25 protein-coding genes and 1 pseudogene are annotated in these 19,728 nt (G+C 64.3%); 16 read left to right on the forward strand and 10 right to left on the reverse strand.

Annotated features, from left to right (window positions below):
- Positions 1 to 8: 8 nt before the first annotated feature.
- The 11 genes and pseudogenes from lgt to PYR64_RS21760 form a co-directional block, all read left to right on the forward strand.
- The gene (gene lgt / locus PYR64_RS10820; protein WP_275775131.1) at positions 9 to 920 is read left to right on the forward strand and encodes a prolipoprotein diacylglyceryl transferase; all 912 of its coding nucleotides are present in this window, start codon (positions 9 to 11) and stop codon (positions 918 to 920) included.
- Entirely contained in the window at positions 917 to 1,552 is a 636-nt protein-coding gene (locus PYR64_RS10825) for a DUF3105 domain-containing protein (RefSeq protein WP_069694929.1), read from the forward strand. Before lgt ends, PYR64_RS10825 begins: the two co-directional genes overlap by 4 nt.
- A gap of 21 nt (positions 1,553 to 1,573) precedes the next feature.
- Positions 1,574 to 1,831, forward strand: a complete 258-nt coding sequence (locus PYR64_RS10830) for a hypothetical protein (protein ID WP_275775133.1) — start codon at positions 1,574 to 1,576, stop codon at positions 1,829 to 1,831.
- 2 nt (positions 1,832 to 1,833) lie between these two features.
- Positions 1,834 to 2,736, forward strand: coding sequence for a cytochrome c oxidase assembly protein (locus PYR64_RS10835; RefSeq protein WP_275775135.1), 903 nt, complete (start codon positions 1,834 to 1,836; stop codon positions 2,734 to 2,736).
- Between the two features lie 289 nt (positions 2,737 to 3,025).
- Entirely contained in the window at positions 3,026 to 3,583 is a 558-nt protein-coding gene (locus PYR64_RS10840) for a TlpA disulfide reductase family protein (RefSeq protein WP_275775137.1), read from the forward strand.
- Between the two features lie 136 nt (positions 3,584 to 3,719).
- Entirely contained in the window at positions 3,720 to 4,214 is a 495-nt protein-coding gene (locus tag PYR64_RS10845) for a hypothetical protein (protein ID WP_275775139.1), read from the forward strand.
- Between the two features lie 212 nt (positions 4,215 to 4,426).
- Positions 4,427 to 4,753: a metalloregulator ArsR/SmtB family transcription factor gene (locus tag PYR64_RS10850; protein WP_069694932.1), complete on the forward strand. Its 327-nt coding sequence runs from the start codon at positions 4,427 to 4,429 to the stop codon at positions 4,751 to 4,753.
- A 142-nt stretch (positions 4,754 to 4,895) separates the two neighbouring features.
- Complete coding sequence (locus PYR64_RS10855; RefSeq protein ID WP_069694933.1) at positions 4,896 to 5,813, forward strand: cation diffusion facilitator family transporter; 918 nt, start codon at positions 4,896 to 4,898, stop codon at positions 5,811 to 5,813.
- Between the two features lie 98 nt (positions 5,814 to 5,911).
- Complete coding sequence (locus tag PYR64_RS10860) at positions 5,912 to 6,337, forward strand: hypothetical protein (protein ID WP_275775142.1); 426 nt, start codon at positions 5,912 to 5,914, stop codon at positions 6,335 to 6,337.
- Positions 6,328 to 6,453, forward strand: coding sequence for a hypothetical protein (locus PYR64_RS10865; RefSeq protein ID WP_275775144.1), 126 nt, complete (start codon positions 6,328 to 6,330; stop codon positions 6,451 to 6,453). The genes PYR64_RS10860 and PYR64_RS10865 overlap by 10 nt, the downstream gene beginning before the upstream one ends.
- Positions 6,450 to 6,626, forward strand: a pseudogene (locus tag PYR64_RS21760) (GDCCVxC domain-containing (seleno)protein); the annotation flags it as partial. The gene PYR64_RS10865 and the pseudogene PYR64_RS21760, both read left to right, overlap by 4 nt.
- A 27-nt stretch (positions 6,627 to 6,653) precedes the next feature.
- Here the strand turns inward: PYR64_RS21760 and PYR64_RS10870 are convergent.
- The 6 genes from PYR64_RS10870 to PYR64_RS10895 all read right to left on the reverse strand — a co-directional run bounded on the left by PYR64_RS10870 (position 6,654) and on the right by PYR64_RS10895 (position 12,819).
- Entirely contained in the window at positions 6,654 to 6,995 is a 342-nt protein-coding gene (locus tag PYR64_RS10870; RefSeq protein ID WP_069694934.1) for a YnfA family protein, read from the reverse strand.
- A gap of 180 nt (positions 6,996 to 7,175) precedes the next feature.
- Positions 7,176 to 8,282, reverse strand: a complete 1,107-nt coding sequence (locus PYR64_RS10875) for a VIT1/CCC1 transporter family protein (protein ID WP_206599672.1) — start codon at positions 8,280 to 8,282, stop codon at positions 7,176 to 7,178.
- Positions 8,283 to 8,598: 316 nt separating this feature from the next.
- Entirely contained in the window at positions 8,599 to 9,102 is a 504-nt protein-coding gene (gene lspA / locus PYR64_RS10880) for a signal peptidase II (RefSeq protein ID WP_275775148.1), read from the reverse strand.
- Positions 9,099 to 11,054 carry a cation-translocating P-type ATPase gene (locus tag PYR64_RS10885; RefSeq protein ID WP_275775150.1) on the reverse strand — a complete coding sequence of 652 codons (1,956 nt, stop codon included), beginning with the start codon at positions 11,052 to 11,054 and terminating at the stop codon, positions 9,099 to 9,101. Before PYR64_RS10885 ends, lspA begins: the two co-directional genes overlap by 4 nt.
- Entirely contained in the window at positions 11,051 to 11,440 is a 390-nt protein-coding gene (locus PYR64_RS10890) for a metalloregulator ArsR/SmtB family transcription factor (RefSeq protein WP_069694938.1), read from the reverse strand. The genes PYR64_RS10885 and PYR64_RS10890 overlap by 4 nt, the downstream gene beginning before the upstream one ends.
- Before the next feature lie 791 nt (positions 11,441 to 12,231).
- Positions 12,232 to 12,819 carry a TetR/AcrR family transcriptional regulator gene (locus tag PYR64_RS10895; RefSeq protein ID WP_345799331.1) on the reverse strand — a complete coding sequence of 196 codons (588 nt, stop codon included), beginning with the start codon at positions 12,817 to 12,819 and terminating at the stop codon, positions 12,232 to 12,234.
- Between the two features lie 65 nt (positions 12,820 to 12,884).
- Between PYR64_RS10895 and PYR64_RS10900 the strand changes: the two genes are divergently transcribed.
- Together PYR64_RS10900 and PYR64_RS10905 are read left to right on the forward strand one after the other, a co-directional pair.
- A complete protein-coding gene (locus PYR64_RS10900) occupies positions 12,885 to 13,055 on the forward strand; it encodes a hypothetical protein (protein ID WP_168529610.1) in 171 nt (56 codons plus the stop codon).
- Entirely contained in the window at positions 13,052 to 13,600 is a 549-nt protein-coding gene (locus PYR64_RS10905) for a DUF2269 domain-containing protein (protein ID WP_206599674.1), read from the forward strand. The genes PYR64_RS10900 and PYR64_RS10905 overlap by 4 nt, the downstream gene beginning before the upstream one ends.
- A gap of 55 nt (positions 13,601 to 13,655) precedes the next feature.
- Here PYR64_RS10905 and PYR64_RS10910 read toward each other — a convergent pair whose 3' ends face one another.
- The 3 genes from PYR64_RS10910 to PYR64_RS10920 all read right to left on the reverse strand — a co-directional run bounded on the left by PYR64_RS10910 (position 13,656) and on the right by PYR64_RS10920 (position 16,051).
- A complete protein-coding gene (locus PYR64_RS10910) occupies positions 13,656 to 14,102 on the reverse strand; it encodes a hypothetical protein (protein WP_182263952.1) in 447 nt (148 codons plus the stop codon).
- Between the two features lie 325 nt (positions 14,103 to 14,427).
- Positions 14,428 to 14,805 (reverse strand): metalloregulator ArsR/SmtB family transcription factor, encoded by a 378-nt coding sequence (locus tag PYR64_RS10915; RefSeq protein ID WP_069694941.1) that lies wholly within the window; start codon positions 14,803 to 14,805, stop codon positions 14,428 to 14,430.
- Positions 14,777 to 16,051, reverse strand: coding sequence for an MFS transporter (locus tag PYR64_RS10920; protein WP_069694942.1), 1,275 nt, complete (start codon positions 16,049 to 16,051; stop codon positions 14,777 to 14,779). Before PYR64_RS10920 ends, PYR64_RS10915 begins: the two co-directional genes overlap by 29 nt.
- Positions 16,052 to 16,250: 199 nt before the next feature.
- Here PYR64_RS10920 and PYR64_RS10925 point away from each other — a divergent pair, with 199 nt between their 5' ends.
- A complete protein-coding gene (locus PYR64_RS10925; protein ID WP_069694943.1) occupies positions 16,251 to 16,619 on the forward strand; it encodes a hypothetical protein in 369 nt (122 codons plus the stop codon).
- A gap of 231 nt (positions 16,620 to 16,850) precedes the next feature.
- On the opposite strand, the gene merA is transcribed toward PYR64_RS10925, so the two are convergent.
- Entirely contained in the window at positions 16,851 to 18,293 is a 1,443-nt protein-coding gene (gene merA, locus PYR64_RS10930) for a mercury(II) reductase (protein ID WP_275775156.1), read from the reverse strand.
- Between the two features lie 271 nt (positions 18,294 to 18,564).
- Between merA and PYR64_RS10935 the strand changes: the two genes are divergently transcribed.
- On the forward strand, positions 18,565 to 18,954 hold the full coding sequence (locus PYR64_RS10935) for a heavy metal-responsive transcriptional regulator (RefSeq protein WP_275779934.1): 390 nt from the start codon (positions 18,565 to 18,567) through the stop codon (positions 18,952 to 18,954).
- Between the two features lie 94 nt (positions 18,955 to 19,048).
- A complete protein-coding gene (locus tag PYR64_RS10940; protein ID WP_275775158.1) occupies positions 19,049 to 19,726 on the forward strand; it encodes a haloacid dehalogenase type II in 678 nt (225 codons plus the stop codon).
- Positions 19,727 to 19,728: the final 2 nt, after the last annotated feature.

The following is a 19,728-nucleotide window of genomic DNA, read 5'->3' on the forward strand; positions in this document are numbered from 1 at the left end:
ACCTGACCATGAACGCCGCTGCCGCGACAGAACTGTTCTTTCCCTCCCCTACAGTCAGCGCCTTCCAGCTCGGGCCGCTGACCATACGCTTCTATGCCCTCGCCATCCTGGCAGGCATCGTGGTCGGCGTCTGGCTCACCGCCCGCCGGCTCCGGGCCCGGGGTGGCACCACGTCCCAGACACTGGACATCGTGGCATGGGCAGTACCCTTCGGCATTGTCGGAGGAAGGCTATACCACGTCATCACGGACAACCAGCTCTACTTTGCTCCGGGAAAGGACCCGTGGGGTGCGCTCCGGATCTGGGAAGGAGGTCTGGGGATCTGGGGAGCCGTCGCCCTCGGGCTCGTCGGCGCACTCATCGGCGCCCGGCGCGCAGGGGTCCCCTTCACCGCATTCGTGGACGCCGCCGCCCCAGGCCTGCTCATAGCGCAGGGGCTGGGACGCTGGGGCAACTGGTTCAACAACGAGCTCTACGGGGGGCCCACGGACCTGCCCTGGAAACTCCAGATCCATGCCATGAACCAAGCCACGGGCCAGGCCCTGACGGCACCTGACGGTACCCCCGACATCATCGGCTACTTCCAGCCGACCTTTCTTTACGAATCGCTCTGGTGTCTGGCGGCCGCGGCCCTGCTCATGTTCCTGGACCGTAAGTTTTCACTCGGCGCGGGATCAGTGTTCGCGTTGTACATAACGCTCTATACCGCCGGCCGGTTCGTGTTCGAGCTGATCCGCTCCGACTACGCCAACACCATCCTGGGGCTGCGGGTCAACACCTGGGTAGCGGCGCTGCTGTTCATCGCAGGGCTGGTTCTGTTCCAGATCCGCAGGCGCCGGCCACGCTCGGCCGTCGGGCAGGTCCACGGCAGCACGACCCGGCACACTCCTGACATTCAAAGCAAAGGAACACCGCTATGAGCAACGCGGATAAGCGACGCAGTGAACACCAGGCGATAGTTGCCTCGATCCGGGCCACGCAGAAAGCAAAACAACGCAAATGGAACCTTCTGGTCTATGGAAGCTTTGGCCTCATCCTGACGGCCATCATCACCGTTGTAGCCATCACGGTGGTGGGCTCCGTCCAGGAACGCAACCAAGCGGCGGCAGAAGCACGGAAACCCATCGAAGGTGTCCAGACTTTCGCTGATCTCTCCCGCAACCACGTCCAGACAGCTGTGAACTATGCGCAGGAACCCGGCGTGGGAGGGGACCACGCCCCGGTGTGGACGAACTGCGGGGTTTACACGGACCCGATAAACGAACAACGCGCCGTTCATTCCCTGGAACACGGCGCCGTATGGCTGAGCTACAGGCCGGACCTGCCCGCCGCCGACATCGCAACGCTCACAGCTTTGGCCAAGGACAAGCCCTATGTGCTCCTGAGCCCTGACAAGGAACAGAGCGCCCCCGTTGCCGCCACGGCCTGGGGAACCCAGCTGACGGCCCAGAACGCCGACGACACGCGCATTCCCGCGTTCATCCGTGCCTACGCACAATCACCCAACGCACCCGAACCCGGCGCCGCCTGCACCGGCGGAACCAACGGCTGACCGGCTTCGTCAAGGAACACGATGAAAAACTACCGCAAGCCAAAACAAGAGACCGACGCCGAATCACGCCACCGCCGGCACCGGCGGCTCGTCCGCATCGGACAGGTGCTCATGGCCGCCGGTGCCCTCGTCGCCATCAGCCACTGGATCGCCCACCTGGCCGCCACAGGGCAGGGGCCCAGCATTACCGAGGACATCTTCATCGGCTACCCCACCGGTGGCCTGCTGCTGCTCTTCGGCGCTGTCATTGCTGGCCGCACCGAGACGAAGAAACGCTGAGCATGCCGCCCCTTGATATTGTCCTGACCTCCTGGACCCTGAACTGGCCGGCCCTGGCGCTCCTGACCACGGCCGTGCTGCTCTACGCCCGGGGCCTCCGGGCCGCCCGGCAACGGCGGATCCGGTGGCCGTGGCGGCGCACCGCGACGTTCTACGCCCTGGGCCTGGGCAGTTTCGCCGTGCTGAGCTTCGGATTTACCGGGGTGTACAGCCACGATTTACGGTGGGTCTTCACCCTGAAGATCACCTCATACCTGTTCATCGTCCCGCTGCTCCTTACTGCAGGCAAACCCCTCACCCTGGCCAGGGCAACCCTCGGACCCGCCGGTACGGCAAGGCTGGACCGATTTCTGGCACACCCTGTAATGCGGGCGCTGAGCAACACCGTCGTCGCCGCGCTGCTGGGCCTGGGAATCTTCACCCTTTTCCTGACGCCCCTGTTCCACCCCCTGCGGACCGACCCGTTCTGGGACATGGCCCTCACCGTTCTCGTGCCGCTGACCGGGATGCTGATGGTCGTGCCCATCATCGAAGATGCCTCGTCGAAGACCGTCAGCGCACTGATCATCGTCGAATTCATCTACGTATTCATCGAACTGGTCGCGGACGCCGTGCCCGGGATCATGATGCGGATCAGCCCGCAGATCCTAGACGGCGCCACCGTGCCCCTCACGGGCCATCCAGGCTGGCTCCCGGGACCGCTCCGGGACCAACAGCTTGCTGGTGACCTACTGTGGTTCCTGGCGGAAATAGTCGACGTGCCACTCATCATCCTCATGTTCGTCCGCTTCGCCCGCAGTGACCGGAATGAAGCGAGCTCCTACGACAGCCTCACCGAGGAGCAGCTCGAGGCGCTCAACCGCGAACATTTGAACGGGCCGAACGTACCCCAGGGGCCGTCGTGATGCCGGAGGCAGCATGCCTTTTTCCCGGAAGGCGCCAGAGCATCGACGCTCCCTGCATACCGGCCGGCGCCAACACTCATACCGGGCAAGCCCTTGCTCGAAGGACCACTCCCAAGATTTGCAGCCCTAATAAAAGGCGCCCGGACGGCTCGTGGATGAATGTCGACCGGGCCCTCACCCAGAACAGCAAGGGATGATCGTGCACGATTTCACACCCCCTCTCCCCCCTCGGTCTGATCAGGGAAAAGCCCCTATCCTTTCACGGCGAAGGCTGATTTCCGCTGCCCTATTGGGGGCAGCGAGCATCACAGTCCTCGCAGGATGCGGTTCCAATGACGCCCTTGCCCAACAAGCGAAGGCGGGTGATAACAAGAACTACATCGCCGGGGACGGTTCCGTCACCGAATATGCCCCCTCGCAGCGGACCCCGCCGGTGGTATTGACCGGCAAGCTCTACGACGGGACTGCCGTCAGCTCAGCGGACTGGGCAGGCCAAGTCGTCGTACTTAATTTCTGGTACGCCGCCTGTGCGCCCTGCCGGCTCGAAGCCCCGCGCCTGGAGGCCCTCTGGGAGCAGTTTCAACGGGACGGAGTCCGGTTCTACGGCGTCAACATCAGAGACGAGGAACAAACCGCCACCGCCTTTGAACGGTCGTTCGGCATCACCTATCCGAGCATGGAGGATAAGAACGGCGGGATCCTGCTGGCAATGGCGCAATACGTTCCGCCGCAGGCCGTACCCACGACCCTCGTCCTGGACAGGCAAGGGCGGGTCGCCAGCAGGATCCTTGGCCTGGCAGACCAGGGCATCCTCAAGACCCTGATCCTCAGCGCACAGGCTGAATGAGGGCACACGGGAAATCAAGTGGACTGTCCGTGACGATGGGCCCGGTCCGGGGAGGAGAGGCCTTGGGTGACCCGGATGGTCAGGGAATCTTAACGAAAGAAGTCGCTTTCGGACAGCACGAATGAGCGGATAGTGCATGGAAATTCAGAAGAACATGTGGTGTACGGATGCAGCGACGATGCTGGATGTGGTTCTAGACCGTGCCGCCATGGAGGCCCGGCTCGCAGACTGCACAGCCGTGGAACGAGTATGGGTACTCACCCTCTTGGGCCACAGCGATGAGGCGATCACGGAAGGCCATGCGCTCGTGGAAAGCTCGGAGGATCCATTCAAGGCCTTGCTTGTCCTGGCCCACGCTTACCAAAGGACCTACCGATGGAGCGAGGCTGCAAGACTCCAGGAAGAGGCCCTCTGTTTAGCCCGTACCCGAACCCGGGAAGCTCTCGTACGCCATCAGATCGGCAGGCGCCTTTTCGACGAAGGACTGTACGCCGCCGCCGCTGCCGAATTTGAATGGGCCCAGGATCTGTACCGCCACGCGGGAAGGGCGCGCCAAGCCGAAACGTCCGGACAAGCCAAAGACCGGGCCCTGAACGTTCATCGACAAGCCCCGTTTACAGAGAACCCCTGACAGTGCGTTCGGGGAAGCGGGGACCAACCTACAGTGCGTGTGCAGCAGCTCCAGCTGAGATCAGAAGTCGTTTGCACGGAATGTCAGAAGTCCTCTGCACTGCGGGGGTGCCGTTCAGCGTTGGCCGCGCCTTCTGCGTAGTGGCTTAATGGTGCCCTGGCAGGGATCAGCCCAAACCCTCGTTAGTACATGAATATCTGTACCATGAGAGTATGCAGACTCTTTCTACGACAGATGTTCTAGCCCGGTTCGGCAAGGCGCTGGCTGACCCGACCAGGTCCTCAATTCTGCTCCGGCTCAAGGACGGCCCTGCGTTCCCCGCAGACCTGGCCGAATCCATCGGGGTGAGCCGGCAGATCCTGTCCAACCACCTGGCCTGTCTGCGTGACTGCGGCCTTGTCGTCGCCGAACCCGTGGGGCGCCGGGTGCGGTATGAACTCTCCGACGCCAGGCTCGCCCACGCGCTCGGTGATCTGCTTCAGGTCATCCTCACGGTCGAGCGGATCTGCACCTGCCCGATCGAGGACTGTGCCGTATGAGTGCGGTCACCGTCGAATGCAGAACAAACGGCGAGGAAGCTGGCACCGGCAAGCCCGTGACGGCTGAGCAACCGTCGGCGTGCAGCGGACCCGGCAGATGCGACGACCAGCCCAAGAATTTGCCTATCTGGAGACTGAACCCATGAGCGGACACGACCACAACCACGCAGTGGATCCGGCGGCCAACCGCACCCGGCTGATCCTTGTCCTCGCCATCACGGTCCTGGTAATGGCCGCGGAGATCATCGGGACGGTCCTTTCCGGCAGCCTGGCCCTGCTGGCCGACGCCGGCCACATGTTCACCGACTCGGCCGGCCTGCTCATCGCACTCATCGCCTCCTCCCTGGCCTTGCGTCCCGCGACCATGAAGCGGACGTGGGGATTCAAACGCGCCGAAATCCTCGCCGCGGCCCTGCAGGCCGGACTGCTGCTTATCGTTGGCGCGTTCGTGATATACGAGGGCATTCGCCGCCTGCTGGACCCGCCCGAGGTCGGATCCTCGCTGATGCTCTGGTTCGGCATCATCGGCCTGGCCGGCAACGCCGTAGGCCTGCTGGTCCTGGCGGGCGGCCGAAAACACAACTTCAACATGAGAGCCGCGTTCCTGGAAGTCCTCAACGACGCGCTGGGCTCCGTCGCCGTCATCGTCGCCGCCGTCGTCATCGCCCTGACCGGATGGACGCGCGCGGACGCGGTCGTATCCCTGCTGATCGGGGCGCTCATCATTCCCCGCACCCTGCGGCTGCTCATGGAGACTGTCCATGTCCTGCTGGAAAGCACACCGAAGGGTCTGGACCTGAATCAGGTCCGGAAGCACATTCTGGCCCTGCCGCACGTCATCGATGTCCACGACCTGCACGCCTCACTCGTCGGCTCCGGCACCCCGATCATCACCGGGCATGTGACCCTGGAAGATGAGTGTCTGACCGACGGTCACGCCTCCGAGATCCTGGCGGAGCTGCAGCAGTGTGTGGCCGAACATTTCGACGTCTCCGTCGAACACTCCACGTTCCAGCTCGAACCGGCCGCCCACCGCGACCAGGAACACCTGCCCCACTAGGACAAGGAACAACTCCTGAGCAGTGCCGACGGCACCACCACACTCAACGACCGCGGTCTGCTGCTGCGCCGCGGGCTGCGCCTTGAATACGCAACCCTGTGCTGAATGTCATCGACCTGGGCGTCCTGGCCGCCGCCGCACTCGGCGCAGGGTCCCCGGCCCTGGCCGGGTTCGGTCTGGATTCCCTGACCGAGGTCTTCGCCTCCCTGGCCGTGGTCTGGCAGCTCAAGGGCGTCCACAAGGATCGGGAGAACCGGGCGATGCGGCTGATCGGGGTGGCCTTCGCGGTGCTCGCCGCCTACCTGTCTATCCACCTGGTCATCGTCATGGCCGCCGGTCTTCGGCCCGCCACCTCCGGATTGCGGATCGTGTGGACGGCCCTGACCTTCGTGGTCAGGCTGGCCTTGGCCCTGGGCAAGATCCGCACCGGGTACGCCCTGGGAAATCCGGTGCTGCGCGCCGAAGGGAAAGTGACCCTGGTCGATGCGTACTGGCCGGCGCGGTGCTGGCCGGGGTGGTCCTGAACGCGCTGTTCGGGTGGTGGTGGGCCGACCCTCTCGCCGGGGCCATTATCATCTATTACGCCGTCCGCGAGGCACGCCACGCCTTCAAGCACACCGCCGATGAGGCCGCGGCATGAGCGCAATCCAGACCAGCAGTACCTTGCCCTGCCCGGAATGCCGCAACCAGGAGACCCGGGACATGCCGACGGACGCGTGCACGTATTTCCACCGCTGTCCCGCGTGCGGGCTCACCAGCAAGTCGAAGCCCGGCGAATGCTGCGTCTTCTGCTCCTACGGCAACACCCGGTGCCCGCCGATGCAACCCCCTGATCGCGTCCTAGGAAACAGGTGTGCGGGGAGCAAACATGATCACGGCCACCCCCGCAATGCAGATCACGGATCCGATGACGTCCCAGCGGTCGGGACGGAACCCGTCGAAGACCATTCCCCACGCCAGCGACCCCGCCACAAACACGCCACCGTAGGCGGCAAGGATACGTCCAAAGTGAGCGTCGGGCTGCAAGGTGGCAACGAAACCGTAGAGGCCCAGGGCGATGATCCCGATCCCGGCCCACCACCAGGCGCGGCCCTCCCGAACTGCCTGCCACACCATCCACGCGCCGCCTATCTCGGCGACGGCGGCCAGGATGAACAGCAGCACAGATTTTGCAATCGTCATGATCCTCATCATGCCGTACGTTTTTGGGCATCCCGCGGCGGCCGGAATCGATCGGACTGCAATGCGGGCCCGATAATCCAGGCACCAGCCCGACGGTGACCATCACCGTGCCGGCCATCTGTGTGGACGCGGGCTGAGGGTCCGGCCCGTCCGAGGGCGGACCGGGTTCTGTCGTCCCGCCTACGCTGTGCTGGTTCCGAACAGCATTCCCAGCAGGTACGTCACGGTTGCTGCGCCGTAGCCGATGGTCAACTGGCGTAGTGCCATCTTCAACGGAGCCCCGCCGGAGAGCAGGGCAACGATGGCGCCTGTGGTCAGCAGGGCAAGGCCGACGATGATGCCGGCGACGACCAGCGCGGTGATGCCTTCCAGCCCGAAGAGGTACGGGAGCACGGGCAGGATGGCGCCGGAGGCGAAGAACAGAAAGCTCGAGGTGGCCGCGCCCAGACCGGTGCCGACGGCTTCATGCTTATCGTGCTCCGGGGATGTCACGATCGGTTTCTCGTGCGGACTTTGCAGCGTCTCAACGGCTTTTGCATTCGCTTCGTCTTCTGCCATACCCCGGGCACGGTACAGGAGCGCCAGTTCGTTGGCGTCGCCGTTCAGGTGCGGAAGCCGGGCGTGTGCGTCCTCGTTCGGTGTTGATGCTTCGAGCAGTTCGCGCTGGGAGCGGACGGAGACGTATTCCCCGGCCCCCATGGACAGTGCGCCGGCGAGAAGACCGGCCACCCCGCTGAGCAGGACCACCGCGTTGGAGGCGCCGCTGGCACTGATACCCATCACCAGGGAAAGGTTGCTGACAAGTCCGTCGTTGGCGCCGAAGACGGCCGCACGGAAGCTGCCCGAGAGCCTGTTTCTTCCCCTGGTGGCGAGGGCACGGACGATTTCCTCATGGATCTGCTCGTCGGCAGCCATGGTGGCGGTGGCGTGGGCATCGCCCGCGTAGGGGGAACGCGCTTCGGCGCGCTGGGCCAGGGCGAGGACGAAAACGGAACCGAAGTGGCGGGCAAGAAAGCCGACGAACCGGGTCCGGAGGCTTCCGCGGCGCGGCTTGCCTGCTTTATCGCCGAGCTTGTCCAGCCAGTGCTGTTCGTGCCGGGTTTCGGCCTCGGCCAGGGCCAGGAGGATCTCGCGTTCCTCCCCGGTCCGGCGGCCTGCAAGGTCCCGGTAAACGGCCGCTTCGGCCCGTTCGTCGGCCAGGTACTGGCGCCAGCGGCGAAGGTCCGCGGGGCTCGCACTCCGGGAAGCGGGGGTGGCGTCTGACTTTGGCAGGTGGGTCATGGTCATCCTCAAAGGCAATACCCTGGCCCGGACCCGCTTGAATTTAAGGGTTCCCCGGTCAGAGTGGTGTCTGACCGAAGGTCTCGCTCGCCCGGCACCTACTGGGCCGGGTGGCGCACCGGGCGTCCTGTTGGAGGATGCCAGTATGTCGATGCGCCGCTGCGTCCGCGATATGCGGACGGTGGGAACTACTCCCCTTCGATAAGACAAGTCTTACATATAACTGCCATCGATGCATGCGTTTGCATCTTTTTCGGTTAGCCGAATTTTCGTCCCCCGGAAGGCCTTCAAGCGCCAATTCGGTGTGCCGTGGGGTTCCTACTTAGGCCCCGGTCCGCGGAGAGACCATGGCGCCGAGGACCAGAAGCGCTACTCCGGTGGTGACGAACACGTCTGCCAGATTGAAAGTAGGGAACCAGCCGCTGTGCAGGTAGTCCACGACGCCCTGCCCGTCGAGCCTGTCGATGAAGTTCCCGGCGGCGCCACCGAGCAGCAGGGCCGCTCCCGCTCGGGAGAGGCCTGTCACGGACGGGGCGGTGGAGACGGTGTACCAGGTCAGGATCACAATAATTAGCCCGGTCGCGGCTATGACGATCCAGGGTGCCAGGTCCGCGCCGAAGCTGAAAGCGACACCACGGTTGTAGAGCAGTCGGACGTTGATCGGACCCAGATCGGTCGTCGTGCCGGTGGAAAGTTGAGCTTCGGCCAGGGCCTTAACGGTCAGGTCTGCGGCTGCCAGTATGGCGGCCCAGAGCAGCAGCACCGTCCTGAATCGTCGTGCCGTCCGGGCAGGTAGGCCCGGACGGGCTGCGGCGGAGGCGCTCACGCTGCCGGTTGCAGGGCCGGAACGGGCTGAGCGGACCGGAGCGTGGTGTTGCGGCTGATTCGTCCTGCCCTCACGCCGTTGGCGATCACGACGATTTCGGCCAGCTCGTGGATGAGGACGACGGCGGCCAGGCCGAGCATGCCGAACAGTGCCAGCGGGATCAGTATTGCGATCAGCAGCAGGGACAACCCTACGTTCTGGAGCATAATGCGTCGGGTCCGCCGGGCGTGGTCCAGGACCTGAGGCAGGTGGTTCAGGTCCTCGCCCATCAGGGCGATGTCGGCGGTTTCGATCGCGACGTCGGTGCCCATGGCCCCCATCGCGATGCCGGTGTCCGCCGTGGCAAGTGCCGGGGCGTCGTTGACGCCATCGCCGACCATCGCGGTAGGCGCACGGCTTTTCAGCGTGCGGATGATCTCCGCTTTGTCTTCAGGGCGGAGGTCGGCATGGATCTCTGTGATGCCCGCGTCCTTGGCCAGTGCCGTGGCGGTGATGAGGTTGTCTCCGGTGAGCATGGCCGTGGTGTAGCCGGAGGCGCTCAGCCGGGCGATGACTTCGCGGGCTTCGGGCCGCAGCTCGTCGCGGACCGCGACGGCTCCGATGACCTGGCCGTCGTCCTCGATCAGGACAGCCGTTGCGCCGGCGTGCTGCATCCTCTCGACCTCTGCGGCCAGCGGGCCGGCGTTGATCCAGCCCGGGCGGCCGAGGCGGACGGTCCGGCCATCCAGCCTGCCTTCCAAACCGGCACCGGGGACGGTGTCAACATCGGTGACGGCCGCACGGTCCGTTGCGGCTGCGAGGATGGCGCGGGCGAGCGGATGTTCGCTGCGGGCCTCAAGGCCGGCTGCAAGGGCCAGAACCTGTTCCCGGGTGGCGGTCCCGGTCGCCGCGACATCGATCACGGCGGGCTTGTTGCGGGTGAGCGTTCCGGTCTTGTCCAGCGCAATGGTGCGGATTTTGCCGAGAGTTTCCAGGGCGCCACCGCCCTTGATGAGCACGCCGATGCGGCTGGCCGCGCCCACGGAAGCGACGACCGTGACGGGTACGGAGATCGCCAGTGCGCAGGGCGAGGCCGCGACCAGGACGACGAGAGCGCGTTCGAACCACAACAGCGGTTCCCCGACGATGAAACCGAAGACGATGATCAGCACGGCAGCGATCAGGATGCCGGGGACGAGCTTTTTGGCGATGGAGTCGGCCAGGCGCTGACCCGGGCCCTTGCGGGACTGCTCGGCCTCCACGATGTGCACGATCCTGGCCAGCGAGTTGTTCTCCGCGGTGCTGGTGACTTCGACCTCGAGCGGGCCGGTGCCGTTAATGGACCCGGCGTAAACCTCTGTTCCCGGGCCTGCCTCGACCGGCACGGACTCCCCGGTCAGCGCCGAGGTATCCAAGGACGTGCGCCCGGTGATGATCCTGCCGTCGGTAGCCAGACGCTCCCCGGGCCGGACAACCATCCGGTCCCCGGAGATGAGTTCTGCCGGGTCAACCGTGACCTCGGTGCCGCCGCGCAGGACGGTCGCCTCGGCCGGGACCAGGTCCAGCAGGGCGCGCAGGCCACGGCGGGTTTTCGCCAGTGAGTACTCCTCAAGACCTTCGGAGATGGCGTAGAGGAAGGCCAGCATGGCCGCCTCCTCGTACTGCCCGAGGGCGACCGCGCCGGCGGCGGCGATCGTCATCAGCGTCCCGACCCCGATTTTGCCCTTCAACAGGCGTCGGACGGTCGAAGGAACGAACGTCCACGCAGCCACCAGCAGCGCAATAATTTCCAGGGGAAGCGTCAACCACTGCGGCGCACCGTACAGGGACACGATCCACCCCGCCAGGAGCAGCAGCCCGGCAAATGCAGCCGCGCGGACCTCGCTGACCTGCCAGAAACCAACGGCTTCCTCTGCTTCTTCGGATCCGCCGGTTTCGGGTTTGTCGTCGCCGCAACCGCAGGCATCACTCATCGCGCATCCTGCTTCGTCAATGCGGTCCCGGTGCTGCCGATACCGTAGTTCGGGCAAAGGCTGACCGCATTGCCCGTAGCCGCCAGCAGGACTTCGGCCTGGGCAAGCATGTCCATCAGTTCCGGACGCGACAGGGAGTAGTAAACGCTGCGGCCCTGAACCCTTCCTTCCACCAGGCCGCACTCGCGCAGACACGCTACATGCGCCGAGACAGTGGACTGCGCCAAGCCCAGCTCGCCGGTCAGATCACCGACGCGCACCTCACCGCCGGCCATCCGCTTCACAATGGCCAGCCGGGTCGGGTCGCTTAGGGAATGAAAAAGGGCCGCGGCCGGGTCGAGTCGCCCGCACTGATCAGCAGATTCCAACAGTCCTATTATCGACATATGGCGATGATAGCGCAAAAGCCTGCTGTTATCGGAAGATTGCCATGGACGAAGGCGCTCGACCGCATGTGACATCCGGGTGGGGCCAACTAGAGCCGTCATGCCGGGGCCAGAAATACTTGACACATTCAGCCTTGTCGTCTTGGCTGTTCCGGATTGAGGTCGGCAGCCCCTCCACCGGCAACGATCCTATCTCGCGGCTGGGAGCTTTCGTGCCTGTACTGTTCGCAAAACAATTGCGGTCAATACTCCTCCCGCCATGATGACGAAGCAGGCCACCCCACCGTAGAAGAGCAGAGACGCAATGGCAGGAACCTTCGCTGAGGCGTCCGCTGCTGTACTCACGGACAACCAGTACCCTGCGGTGGCTGCAGTCCAGAAACCACCTGCGACGCAAACAACCCAAGATACAGGGGAGAACCAGCGACTGCCGGATCCATAGGAAAGGGCAACCGCCAGTACAGTCAGTCCTGCTGCGGCCAGAATCAGCCCTGCAAACAGGAAACGGCCCGCCAAGATCCCGACAAGAATACATGCCCCTGCGATCAGGACCAGGCGCCGGGCAGATAGCGGCATGCGCGCCTCCGGGCGAGGACCGGGAGACGTTTGCGGTTGGTACTGGAGACTTTCATCCCGATTTGTCATGTTTTCCTTGATTACTAACCACTGCTTTTAATGTTGTACAGAAGAGAGTGGCATACGGTGGACACTGCTATTTTCGTTCAAGAGGGGCGTGACGAAGAGCCCTATGGCCGATCGTCAGCGACGCGCCTCAAACGCGCTTCCAGAGGTTAGGCGGGCTGCTCCAGTGCGTTCAACGTAACTGTGACCAGTCTGAGCACGGCCTCAGGTGATGTAAGCCCGGCCGCGGCTCCGAGGGCATGGAAGCAGAAGGCCGCCAGCTCATCGGCGGCAACATCCGCACGGAAGACGCCGGCCGCCGAGCCCTCGTGGATAAGCTCTGCAAGGAAATCCAGGAGGTGCTGCTGGGCCTGCCCGGCGTGCCTGCTGTGGTGAAGCCGCGCCACCTCGGCATCGACGTGGCCGGCGTGTGACATGAACGCGTAGGCGTGTAAAACGGCTCCAAGCTGCTCGCGGGCTCCCACCGTCTGCTCTCTAATCTTGAGCAGCTCGCTGAGGTGGGCCTGGACCTGGCGCTCGTGCCACGCCAGCAGGATGGATTCGACATCCGGGAAGTACTTGTACAGTGTCGCACGTCCAATGCCGGCGCCCTGCGCGATCGCCGACATGGTCACGCCAGCAATCCCGTGACCAGCCACAAGGTTAGCGGCGGCATCAAGAACTGCTTGGCGCACCGCATCCCGGTGCGTTTCTATCGTCTCGTTCCAAAGCCTGGGCATGACCGAATCATACAACATGACGCACAATAGACATGATGACTGCCTGAATACATACTGTTTCACAAAACCAATAAAGGACCTGCATGACAAACCTTGGCTCCAACCCTGACAACGGTTCCACTGACAGCAGGGAGACGCCCCGACACAGGACCCCTCTTTGGGTGAAGGGGTTCCTGATTGCCGCAGCTGTGCTGGTCGTGGTCTTTGCGGTCGTGCACCTCAGTGGTGGCATGGTCATGAACCACACCCCATGAGGATGATGAGACCCGCTGTCCGGAAAGGAGCGCTGGCAATCCACATCATCTCTTCCGTAGGGTGGCTGGGAGCCATCGCCGGGTTCCTGGTCCTGGCGATCACTGGACTGACCTCCACCAACATCCAACTGGTCCGGGCAGCCTATGTCGGAATGGACCTCATCGGCTGGTCAATTATCTTCCCGCTAAGTCTGGCCTCTCTCGCTTCCGGAATCATCCAGGGGCTCGGCACAGTGTGGGGCCTGTTCCGGCACTACTGGGTTGTGATCAAGCTCGTGATAACCGCCTTGGCCACCGTCCTGTTGCTGGTGCACTTGCAGCCGGTTACCGCGATGGCAGCCATGGCCACGGCCGCGGACCTGCGGCCCTCCGACATGAATGCCATGAGGATACAGCTCGTGGCTGACGCCGGTGCCGCCATGCTGGCGCTGCTCGTCACCACGATTTTGTCCGTGTACAAGCCCCGTGGGCTCACCCGGTACGGAGAGTCCGTCAGTGCGCAGAAGAATACCGGGGCGGGGTCAGCCAAAGGCACAAGCGCTTGATGCAGACCAAAGAACACGTGAGCCTACAGCTACTGCCTCAGGTTCCGTTCCGTGATCATTCTTCGCGCATCGGGTCGACGTGCGGGAAAACTTCGGCTGGAGTTGCCACGTCAGTGGCAACCAGCCCGAGCACATAAACTGCGGCAAAACTGGCCGCGGCCGAGAGCATTACTACACCTGACACCATCTCGACTGACCATCCGAGGGGTCCTGTGACTCTGAGCGCCAGAAGCTGGCCGGACCATAGCAGTGCGGGTAGCAGGGCGGCCAAGACCAACTCTTGGATTCTCGCGCTGGCTTCAAAGCGCCGCAGGCCACAAAGGACAACGTCACCGATTGTGCCAGCCGCAACTGCAGTGACCGCAATGAAAGGATTGGAAAAATTCGCAACCACTAGGGCCAGCATGGCCACCGAAGCAACCAGAAAAGTCACCGTGCCCGGACCGGCCAGATTGGATCGAATCAGGTATGCCAACGGAACGACAATAGCCAGCGATGTCACGACATAGCTGGCCAAACCAGCGGAGGCGATGGGACTCGGCGGTTATGTGCTCAGCTGATCCCCTATGGGGCGCTTGGGAGCGTTCCACCAATGTAAGTCGGTGCCTACCGACGCGCTCCCCCGCCGTTGGTCAAAAACGTCCTCCCTCCGTTCTGACGGACGTTGATTCCGGCAACGAGTTCCTACAGCCTGATCCATTGACCGATCCTGGGTCAGTAGGTGTCATTTTCGGGAGTCGTCTGCACCGAATGTCAGAAGCCGTCTGCACACGAACTTTAGGGTCCCCTATCGCGTAATCCTGTCGGCCTCGCGGCCCTTCCTGCGGTCAGCCGTGGGTGGGTTCGCCGGTAATTCTGTGATCTGCGTGGTTGATGGTCTCGCGGATAAGCCTCACGAGATGCCCGTCTCGGAGGGAGTAGATAACGTGGCGGCCGTCTTTACGGGTGTCCACGAGGCCGCTGAGCCGGAGTTTGGCCAGATGCTGGCTCGTCACAGTCCGGGGCACCCCGACGGCTGCTGTGAGCTCCGTGACCGTCTTCGGGCCCTCGGTGAGCTGCCAGAGCAGGTTCAGCCTGGTCGGTTCGGCGAGCATCCGCAGGGTTCCGGCAGCCGTTTCCAGCAGCTGTGGTCCCGGCGTGACCGGGTGTACCAGCGAAGCTACGTCAGGGGCGGGGCTAGATGCGCTGTGGGGCTGGCTGCTCAACGCTCTGCTCCTTCTCGGCCGGTCCCTGGCCGGTCCGGGAAGTGTGTCGGGGCCAGGACAGAAACGCTCCTGCACTGCCTATCATCGCAATAATTGTCAGCGCCAGCGCAGCCCAGCCCAAACCGGCGATTGCCCCGACCCAGCCGGCCAGCGGATAGGTCAGGATGTAGCAGGCATGGGAAAGGGAGAACTGGGCCGTGAACACGTAAGGCCGCGTGTCCTCCGTCGACGCGTCCCGCAGCAGCCGGGACGATGGTGTGAGAATAGTAGAGTTCGCGGCGCCCAGCAGGAACCACAGGCCCAGCAGCAGCCACCAGCCCGTGCCCGGGGCACCCAACAGTGTCAGGGCGGCCGCGCCGGCCAGGACCAGCGGAATGACGCCCGCGCCGGTGAGCATCACGGACCGGTCCCCGAACCGGTCCAGGACCCGCGGGGCGGACAGGGCTACGATCATGGACCCGACACCAAAGCAGGCCAACGCCAGAGCCAGGTCTGTGTTCGGCCGGTGCAGGACGTCACGGACGTAAACGACGGTGTTGACCAGGACCAACGCCGTCGGCGCGGCAACAACCAGGTTCAGGGCCAGCAGGGAGCGCAGGCGCCGGTTCCGCCAGAAGATCCTGGCACCCAGGGTGGTCCGGTGCCACAGCGAGGCCTGTTGCCCAGTCGCTGCCGGGACTTTCGGCAGCACGGTAATCGCGACCATGAAGGCCGAGAACAGGAACCCTCCCACGGTGCCGAGGAAGAGGTTGTTGTAGCTGAGCACGGTGAGCAGCAGTGCCGCGATGGCCGGGCTGACCAGGGCTTCCATGTCGTAGGCCAGCCGGGACAGGGACAGCGCCCGGGTGTAGTCCTTCTCATCTTTCAGGATGGTGGGGATTAGGGATTGGAACGCCGGTGTGAACGTCGCAGACGCGGACTGGAGCAGGAAGATCACGATGTAGATCTGCCAGACATCGGTGATGAAGGGCAGGGAGAGCGCCATGGCGGCCCGGATCAGGTCAGCACCGATCAGGACCCGCTTCTTTGGCCACCGCGCGACCAATGCGTTGATCACCGGGGCAAGGCCCACATAGGCGAGCATCTTGATCGTCAGAGCAGTCCCGAGCACCGCGCCGGCGTTGCTGCCAGCCAAGTCATAGGCCAGAAGGCCCAGCGCCACGGTCAGCAGACCGGTACCAATCAGGGCCACGACCTGCGCGGCAAACAGCCGCCGGTACGTGACATTCCGCAGAACCGACAACATCAACCAAACCCCTTAAGTGCATACGTGCATGTATATGCACCAATACTACCCTTTCGCGGCAGCTGGATCGGACTGCGTTGGACTCATGGTCGGCCCGGCCGACTCGGCCCCTCGGGCTGCGGCAGGGTGGCGGCCCCGCGCTCTGGCCCTACACTGAACCCATGGTTACAGCCTTGCGTGTGCCGGAGTCTGGCCGTAGATGAGTCTGCCAACGATGTTCCTGGGCGCACTGTTATCCGCTTTTGCCGCCGTGGCGCTCCTGGTGCTGGTGCGCCGGGAACGCCGGGTCAGTGTCCTGGTAACTGCAGCCGGTTCCGCGCTCCTTATGCCCATGATCTGGAATTCGATCCTGAACTGGACCGGAGCAATCGGCCTGTTTTCCCACGACCTGCCGTTCGCACCGTTTCCGGTCAGCTGGCAGGACACTGGAACAGCCGTATTCACCCTGGCGGGAACTGCTGTAGCCCTGATGATCGGACCATGCAGGCACGATGCGCCCCGCAGCATTGCGGGAACAGCTGCCGCAACGGCACTGGCGGCCCTGATCATCGACGTCTACCTTTACTGACTTTTGTGCCGCAGGCCAGGACTGTGCCTGCAAATCAGTGATGCATCTTGCCAACGCTTGGGCCGAGAGGGAGGCCTGGGTCAAGGCGCTGACTTGTCAGATTCATACAAGGGCCTGAGGTTGGCCCAGATCCCAAGGTAATGAGACGGGTGCCAAGCGCGTCCGGTGAAACCTGCGCCCGTAGACCCCCCTTCCAGGATGGGCTCCGTCGAACTCCGGCCTTCCTGGCAGCTAGGAGGCGCAGCAGGAGAGTTTGGAGACATCCGTGGTGAAGGACTGGGCGGCGATCTTGATCCCTTCGGCCATAGTCAGGTACGGGCTCCACAGGTTCGCCACCTGAGCCACGGTCATCCCCGCCTCCAGGATGTAGACCCCGGCTGCGGCGAGGTCCCCGGCGTCCTTGGCGACGGCGGTGATTCCCACGATCCGCCCGGTGTCGGCGTCGGCGACGATCTTGATGAAGCCGCGGGTGTCCCTGTTCACCAGGGCCCGGGGCACGTATTCCAGGGGCAGGACCCGGCATTCGCACCGGATGCCCGCCTCGTTGGCTTCCTTGTCCGTCATCCCGACGGCGGCCAGGGCGGGGCTCGTGAAGGTGACGCGGGGCAGGTGCCGGTAGTCGACCTCGCGGCCGGCACTGTTGAAGGCGTTCTCCACCACCAGGGAGCCGTGGGAGGCCGCGACGTAGACGAATTCGCGGTGTCCTGTCACGTCCCCGGCAGCCCAGATCCTGGGGTTGGTGCTGGCCAGGGTGTCCTGCACGAGGATTTCGCCCCGGTCCCCGGTCTTGACTCCGACGGTGTCCAGGTTCAGGCCGTCCGTGACCGGGCGCCGGCCCATGGCGACGAGCAGCCGGTCGGCCCGGAATTCCTCGTGCCCGCCGGAGACGGCCGCGGTCGCGACGATCTCTCCGGTGGCCGGGTCGGTCCGCACGGACGATACGGTGGCACGGCGGACGACGCGGATGCCTTCGTCGGCGAAGACACTCATCAGGGCCCGGGAGGCTTCGGGTTCCTCGGCCGAGGCGAGGCGGGAGCGGACCAGCATGGTGACCCTGGACCCGAGGCGGGCGAAGAGCTGGGCCTGTTCCAGCGCCACGTACCCGCCGCCGATAACCAGCAGCGAGTCCGGAACCTCTTCCAGTTCCATCGCCGTGGTGGAGGTCAGGTAGTCCGCGTCCTGCAGCCCCTCGATCGGGGGCGCCCACGGAGCGGACCCGGTGGCCACCAGATAGTGCGCCGCCCGGACGGATTCCCGAGCACCGTCCTTTCCGGTGATTTCCAGAACCGGATCGTCCGGCGGGCCGGCGAACACGGCATTGCCCTGACGCAGCTCCCAGCCGTAGTCCGCGATCAGGTCCACATATTTATCCGAACGCATCGTCTCTACCAGGGAACGCTTCCCGCCGATCAGCCCGGCCATGTCCACTTCCCCGGCGGAGGTGCTGATGCCGGGGAACCGGCCAGAGGTGTCCAGGGCAACATGTCGGGCCTCCGCCGCGGCCAACAGCGCCTTGGACGGCACACAGCCGGTGTTCACGCACGTCCCGCCCACGGTGGAACGCTCGATCATCAGCACGCGTTTGCCCAGGTTGGTCGCCCGGATCGCGGCCGCGAACGCCCCTCCACCGGAGCCGATGACCGCCAGATCAAAATCAGGTGTTCGTTCAGACATGAATCCTCCAAAGTCGTACAGCAGGGCCATCCGGCAATACCCGCAACGGCGCGTCGTGTATGGGTCTGCCCTCAGTCTGCACCTTCCCCCATGGGGGAAGGTCAAGAGGCGTCGCCAGCACGGAACCGTGGAGCCCTGACCCGGCTCAACGCCCCCGGAAAACGGCGGGCTTCCCCGGCCAGGCGGGCCCATACGGTTTCCTGTATCGTTTCTTGACCTTCCACTAAACTGGAAGGTCAAGAGGGAAATTCCCCGGGACAAGAGGTGCATGATGCGTATCGGCGAAACCGCCGCAGCCGCCGGCCTGACAGCCAAGACCCTGCGGTTCTACGAGGACCGGGGCCTGCTGTCGGCCGCCGACAGGGCCCCTAACGGATACCGCGACTACCCCCACGAAACGATCAGCCGGCTGGAATTCATCCGCCGCGGCCGCACCGCCGGACTGACCCTGGCCCAGATCGGGGACATCCTCTCGGTCCGGGACATCGGACAGGCCCCCTGCGTGCACGTGCGGGATCTGCTGGCCAACCAGCTCCGCGACCTCGATGCCCAGATCGCAGAACTCACCGCACTGCGGGCAACCGTCGCCGAATTCCATGACGCCGCGGCCGCCGGGGACCCCGCAGCCTGCGACCCCGAACGCATCTGCAGCTACCTCTAACGAGAGCCAAGGCCAATGCCAGTTCGCCGCTACTGAATTCATAGTGCCCGGCAGACTTGCACTCGAGACATACACGCGACCACAAGGAGAATTCATGACCACCGCCATCTCAGTCATTGTCTTTGATGTCAACGAAACCCTGTCAGATATGTCGCCCATGGGGGAACGCTTCAGCGAGGTCGGGGCGCCGGCCGAGCTGGCCAAGCTCTGGTTCGCCACGCTGCTGCGTGACGGCTTCGCGCTTACGGCCAGCGGAGACAACGGATCGTTCGCCGCCATCGGGGCCGACGTACTCCGGGGACTCCTGACCGGGGTGGAGCTTAACCGGCCTCTCGACGCGGCGGTCGACCATGTTATGGCCGGCATGAACGGCCTCGGGGTACATCCAGATGTCCCCGAGGGGGTCAAGGCCCTCGCCGCGGCAGGGTTCCGGCTGATCACCCTCAGCAACGGCTCGGCCCAGATCGCCGACAGGCTGTTCAGTGAAGCCGGGATCCGGGACGCGTTTGAGTCGCTGCTCTCGGTCGAAGACGCGCCCGCCTGGAAGCCCGCCCGGGCCTCCTATGAATATGCCGCCGCCTCCGGGGCCGACCCGGCCGGCATGCTGCTGGTGGCCGTGCATCCGTGGGACATCCACGGCGCTGCCCGTGCCGGGCTGCATACAGCGTGGCTGAACAGGACCGGGGGTAGCTACCCGGGCCAATTTGAAGGTCCTGAATTCATCATCAGAGCCCTGACCGAACTTCCCGCGGCCCTGGCAGCAGCGCACTGAGC

Origin of the sequence: Paenarthrobacter sp. Y-19, assembly GCF_029223985.1 — a bacterium.
GTDB lineage: Bacteria > Actinomycetota > Actinomycetes > Actinomycetales > Micrococcaceae > Arthrobacter > Arthrobacter nicotinovorans.

Coding starts and splice junctions, on each gene's coding strand:
- PYR64_RS10825 (WP_069694929.1), top strand. CDS start 917: ATGAGCAACGCGGATAAGCGACGCAGTGAACACCAGGCGATAGTTGCC.
- PYR64_RS10835 (WP_275775135.1), top strand. CDS start 1,834: ATGCCGCCCCTTGATATTGTCCTGACCTCCTGGACCCTGAACTGGCCG.
- merA (WP_275775156.1), bottom strand. CDS start 18,293: ATGTCTGAACGAACACCTGATTTTGATCTGGCGGTCATCGGCTCCGGT.
- lgt (WP_275775131.1), top strand. CDS start 9: ATGAACGCCGCTGCCGCGACAGAACTGTTCTTTCCCTCCCCTACAGTC.
- PYR64_RS10905 (WP_206599674.1), top strand. CDS start 13,052: ATGAGGATGATGAGACCCGCTGTCCGGAAAGGAGCGCTGGCAATCCAC.
- PYR64_RS10895 (WP_345799331.1), bottom strand. CDS start 12,819: ATGTTGTATGATTCGGTCATGCCCAGGCTTTGGAACGAGACGATAGAA.
- PYR64_RS10890 (WP_069694938.1), bottom strand. CDS start 11,440: ATGTCGATAATAGGACTGTTGGAATCTGCTGATCAGTGCGGGCGACTC.
- PYR64_RS10935 (WP_275779934.1), top strand. CDS start 18,565: ATGCGTATCGGCGAAACCGCCGCAGCCGCCGGCCTGACAGCCAAGACC.
- PYR64_RS10830 (WP_275775133.1), top strand. CDS start 1,574: ATGAAAAACTACCGCAAGCCAAAACAAGAGACCGACGCCGAATCACGC.
- PYR64_RS10845 (WP_275775139.1), top strand. CDS start 3,720: ATGGAAATTCAGAAGAACATGTGGTGTACGGATGCAGCGACGATGCTG.
- PYR64_RS10850 (WP_069694932.1), top strand. CDS start 4,427: ATGCAGACTCTTTCTACGACAGATGTTCTAGCCCGGTTCGGCAAGGCG.
- PYR64_RS10900 (WP_168529610.1), top strand. CDS start 12,885: ATGACAAACCTTGGCTCCAACCCTGACAACGGTTCCACTGACAGCAGG.
- PYR64_RS10870 (WP_069694934.1), bottom strand. CDS start 6,995: ATGACGATTGCAAAATCTGTGCTGCTGTTCATCCTGGCCGCCGTCGCC.
- PYR64_RS10925 (WP_069694943.1), top strand. CDS start 16,251: ATGAGTCTGCCAACGATGTTCCTGGGCGCACTGTTATCCGCTTTTGCC.
- PYR64_RS10940 (WP_275775158.1), top strand. CDS start 19,049: ATGACCACCGCCATCTCAGTCATTGTCTTTGATGTCAACGAAACCCTG.
- PYR64_RS10920 (WP_069694942.1), bottom strand. CDS start 16,051: ATGTTGTCGGTTCTGCGGAATGTCACGTACCGGCGGCTGTTTGCCGCG.
- PYR64_RS10885 (WP_275775150.1), bottom strand. CDS start 11,054: ATGAGTGATGCCTGCGGTTGCGGCGACGACAAACCCGAAACCGGCGGA.
- PYR64_RS10875 (WP_206599672.1), bottom strand. CDS start 8,282: ATGACCATGACCCACCTGCCAAAGTCAGACGCCACCCCCGCTTCCCGG.
- PYR64_RS10855 (WP_069694933.1), top strand. CDS start 4,896: ATGAGCGGACACGACCACAACCACGCAGTGGATCCGGCGGCCAACCGC.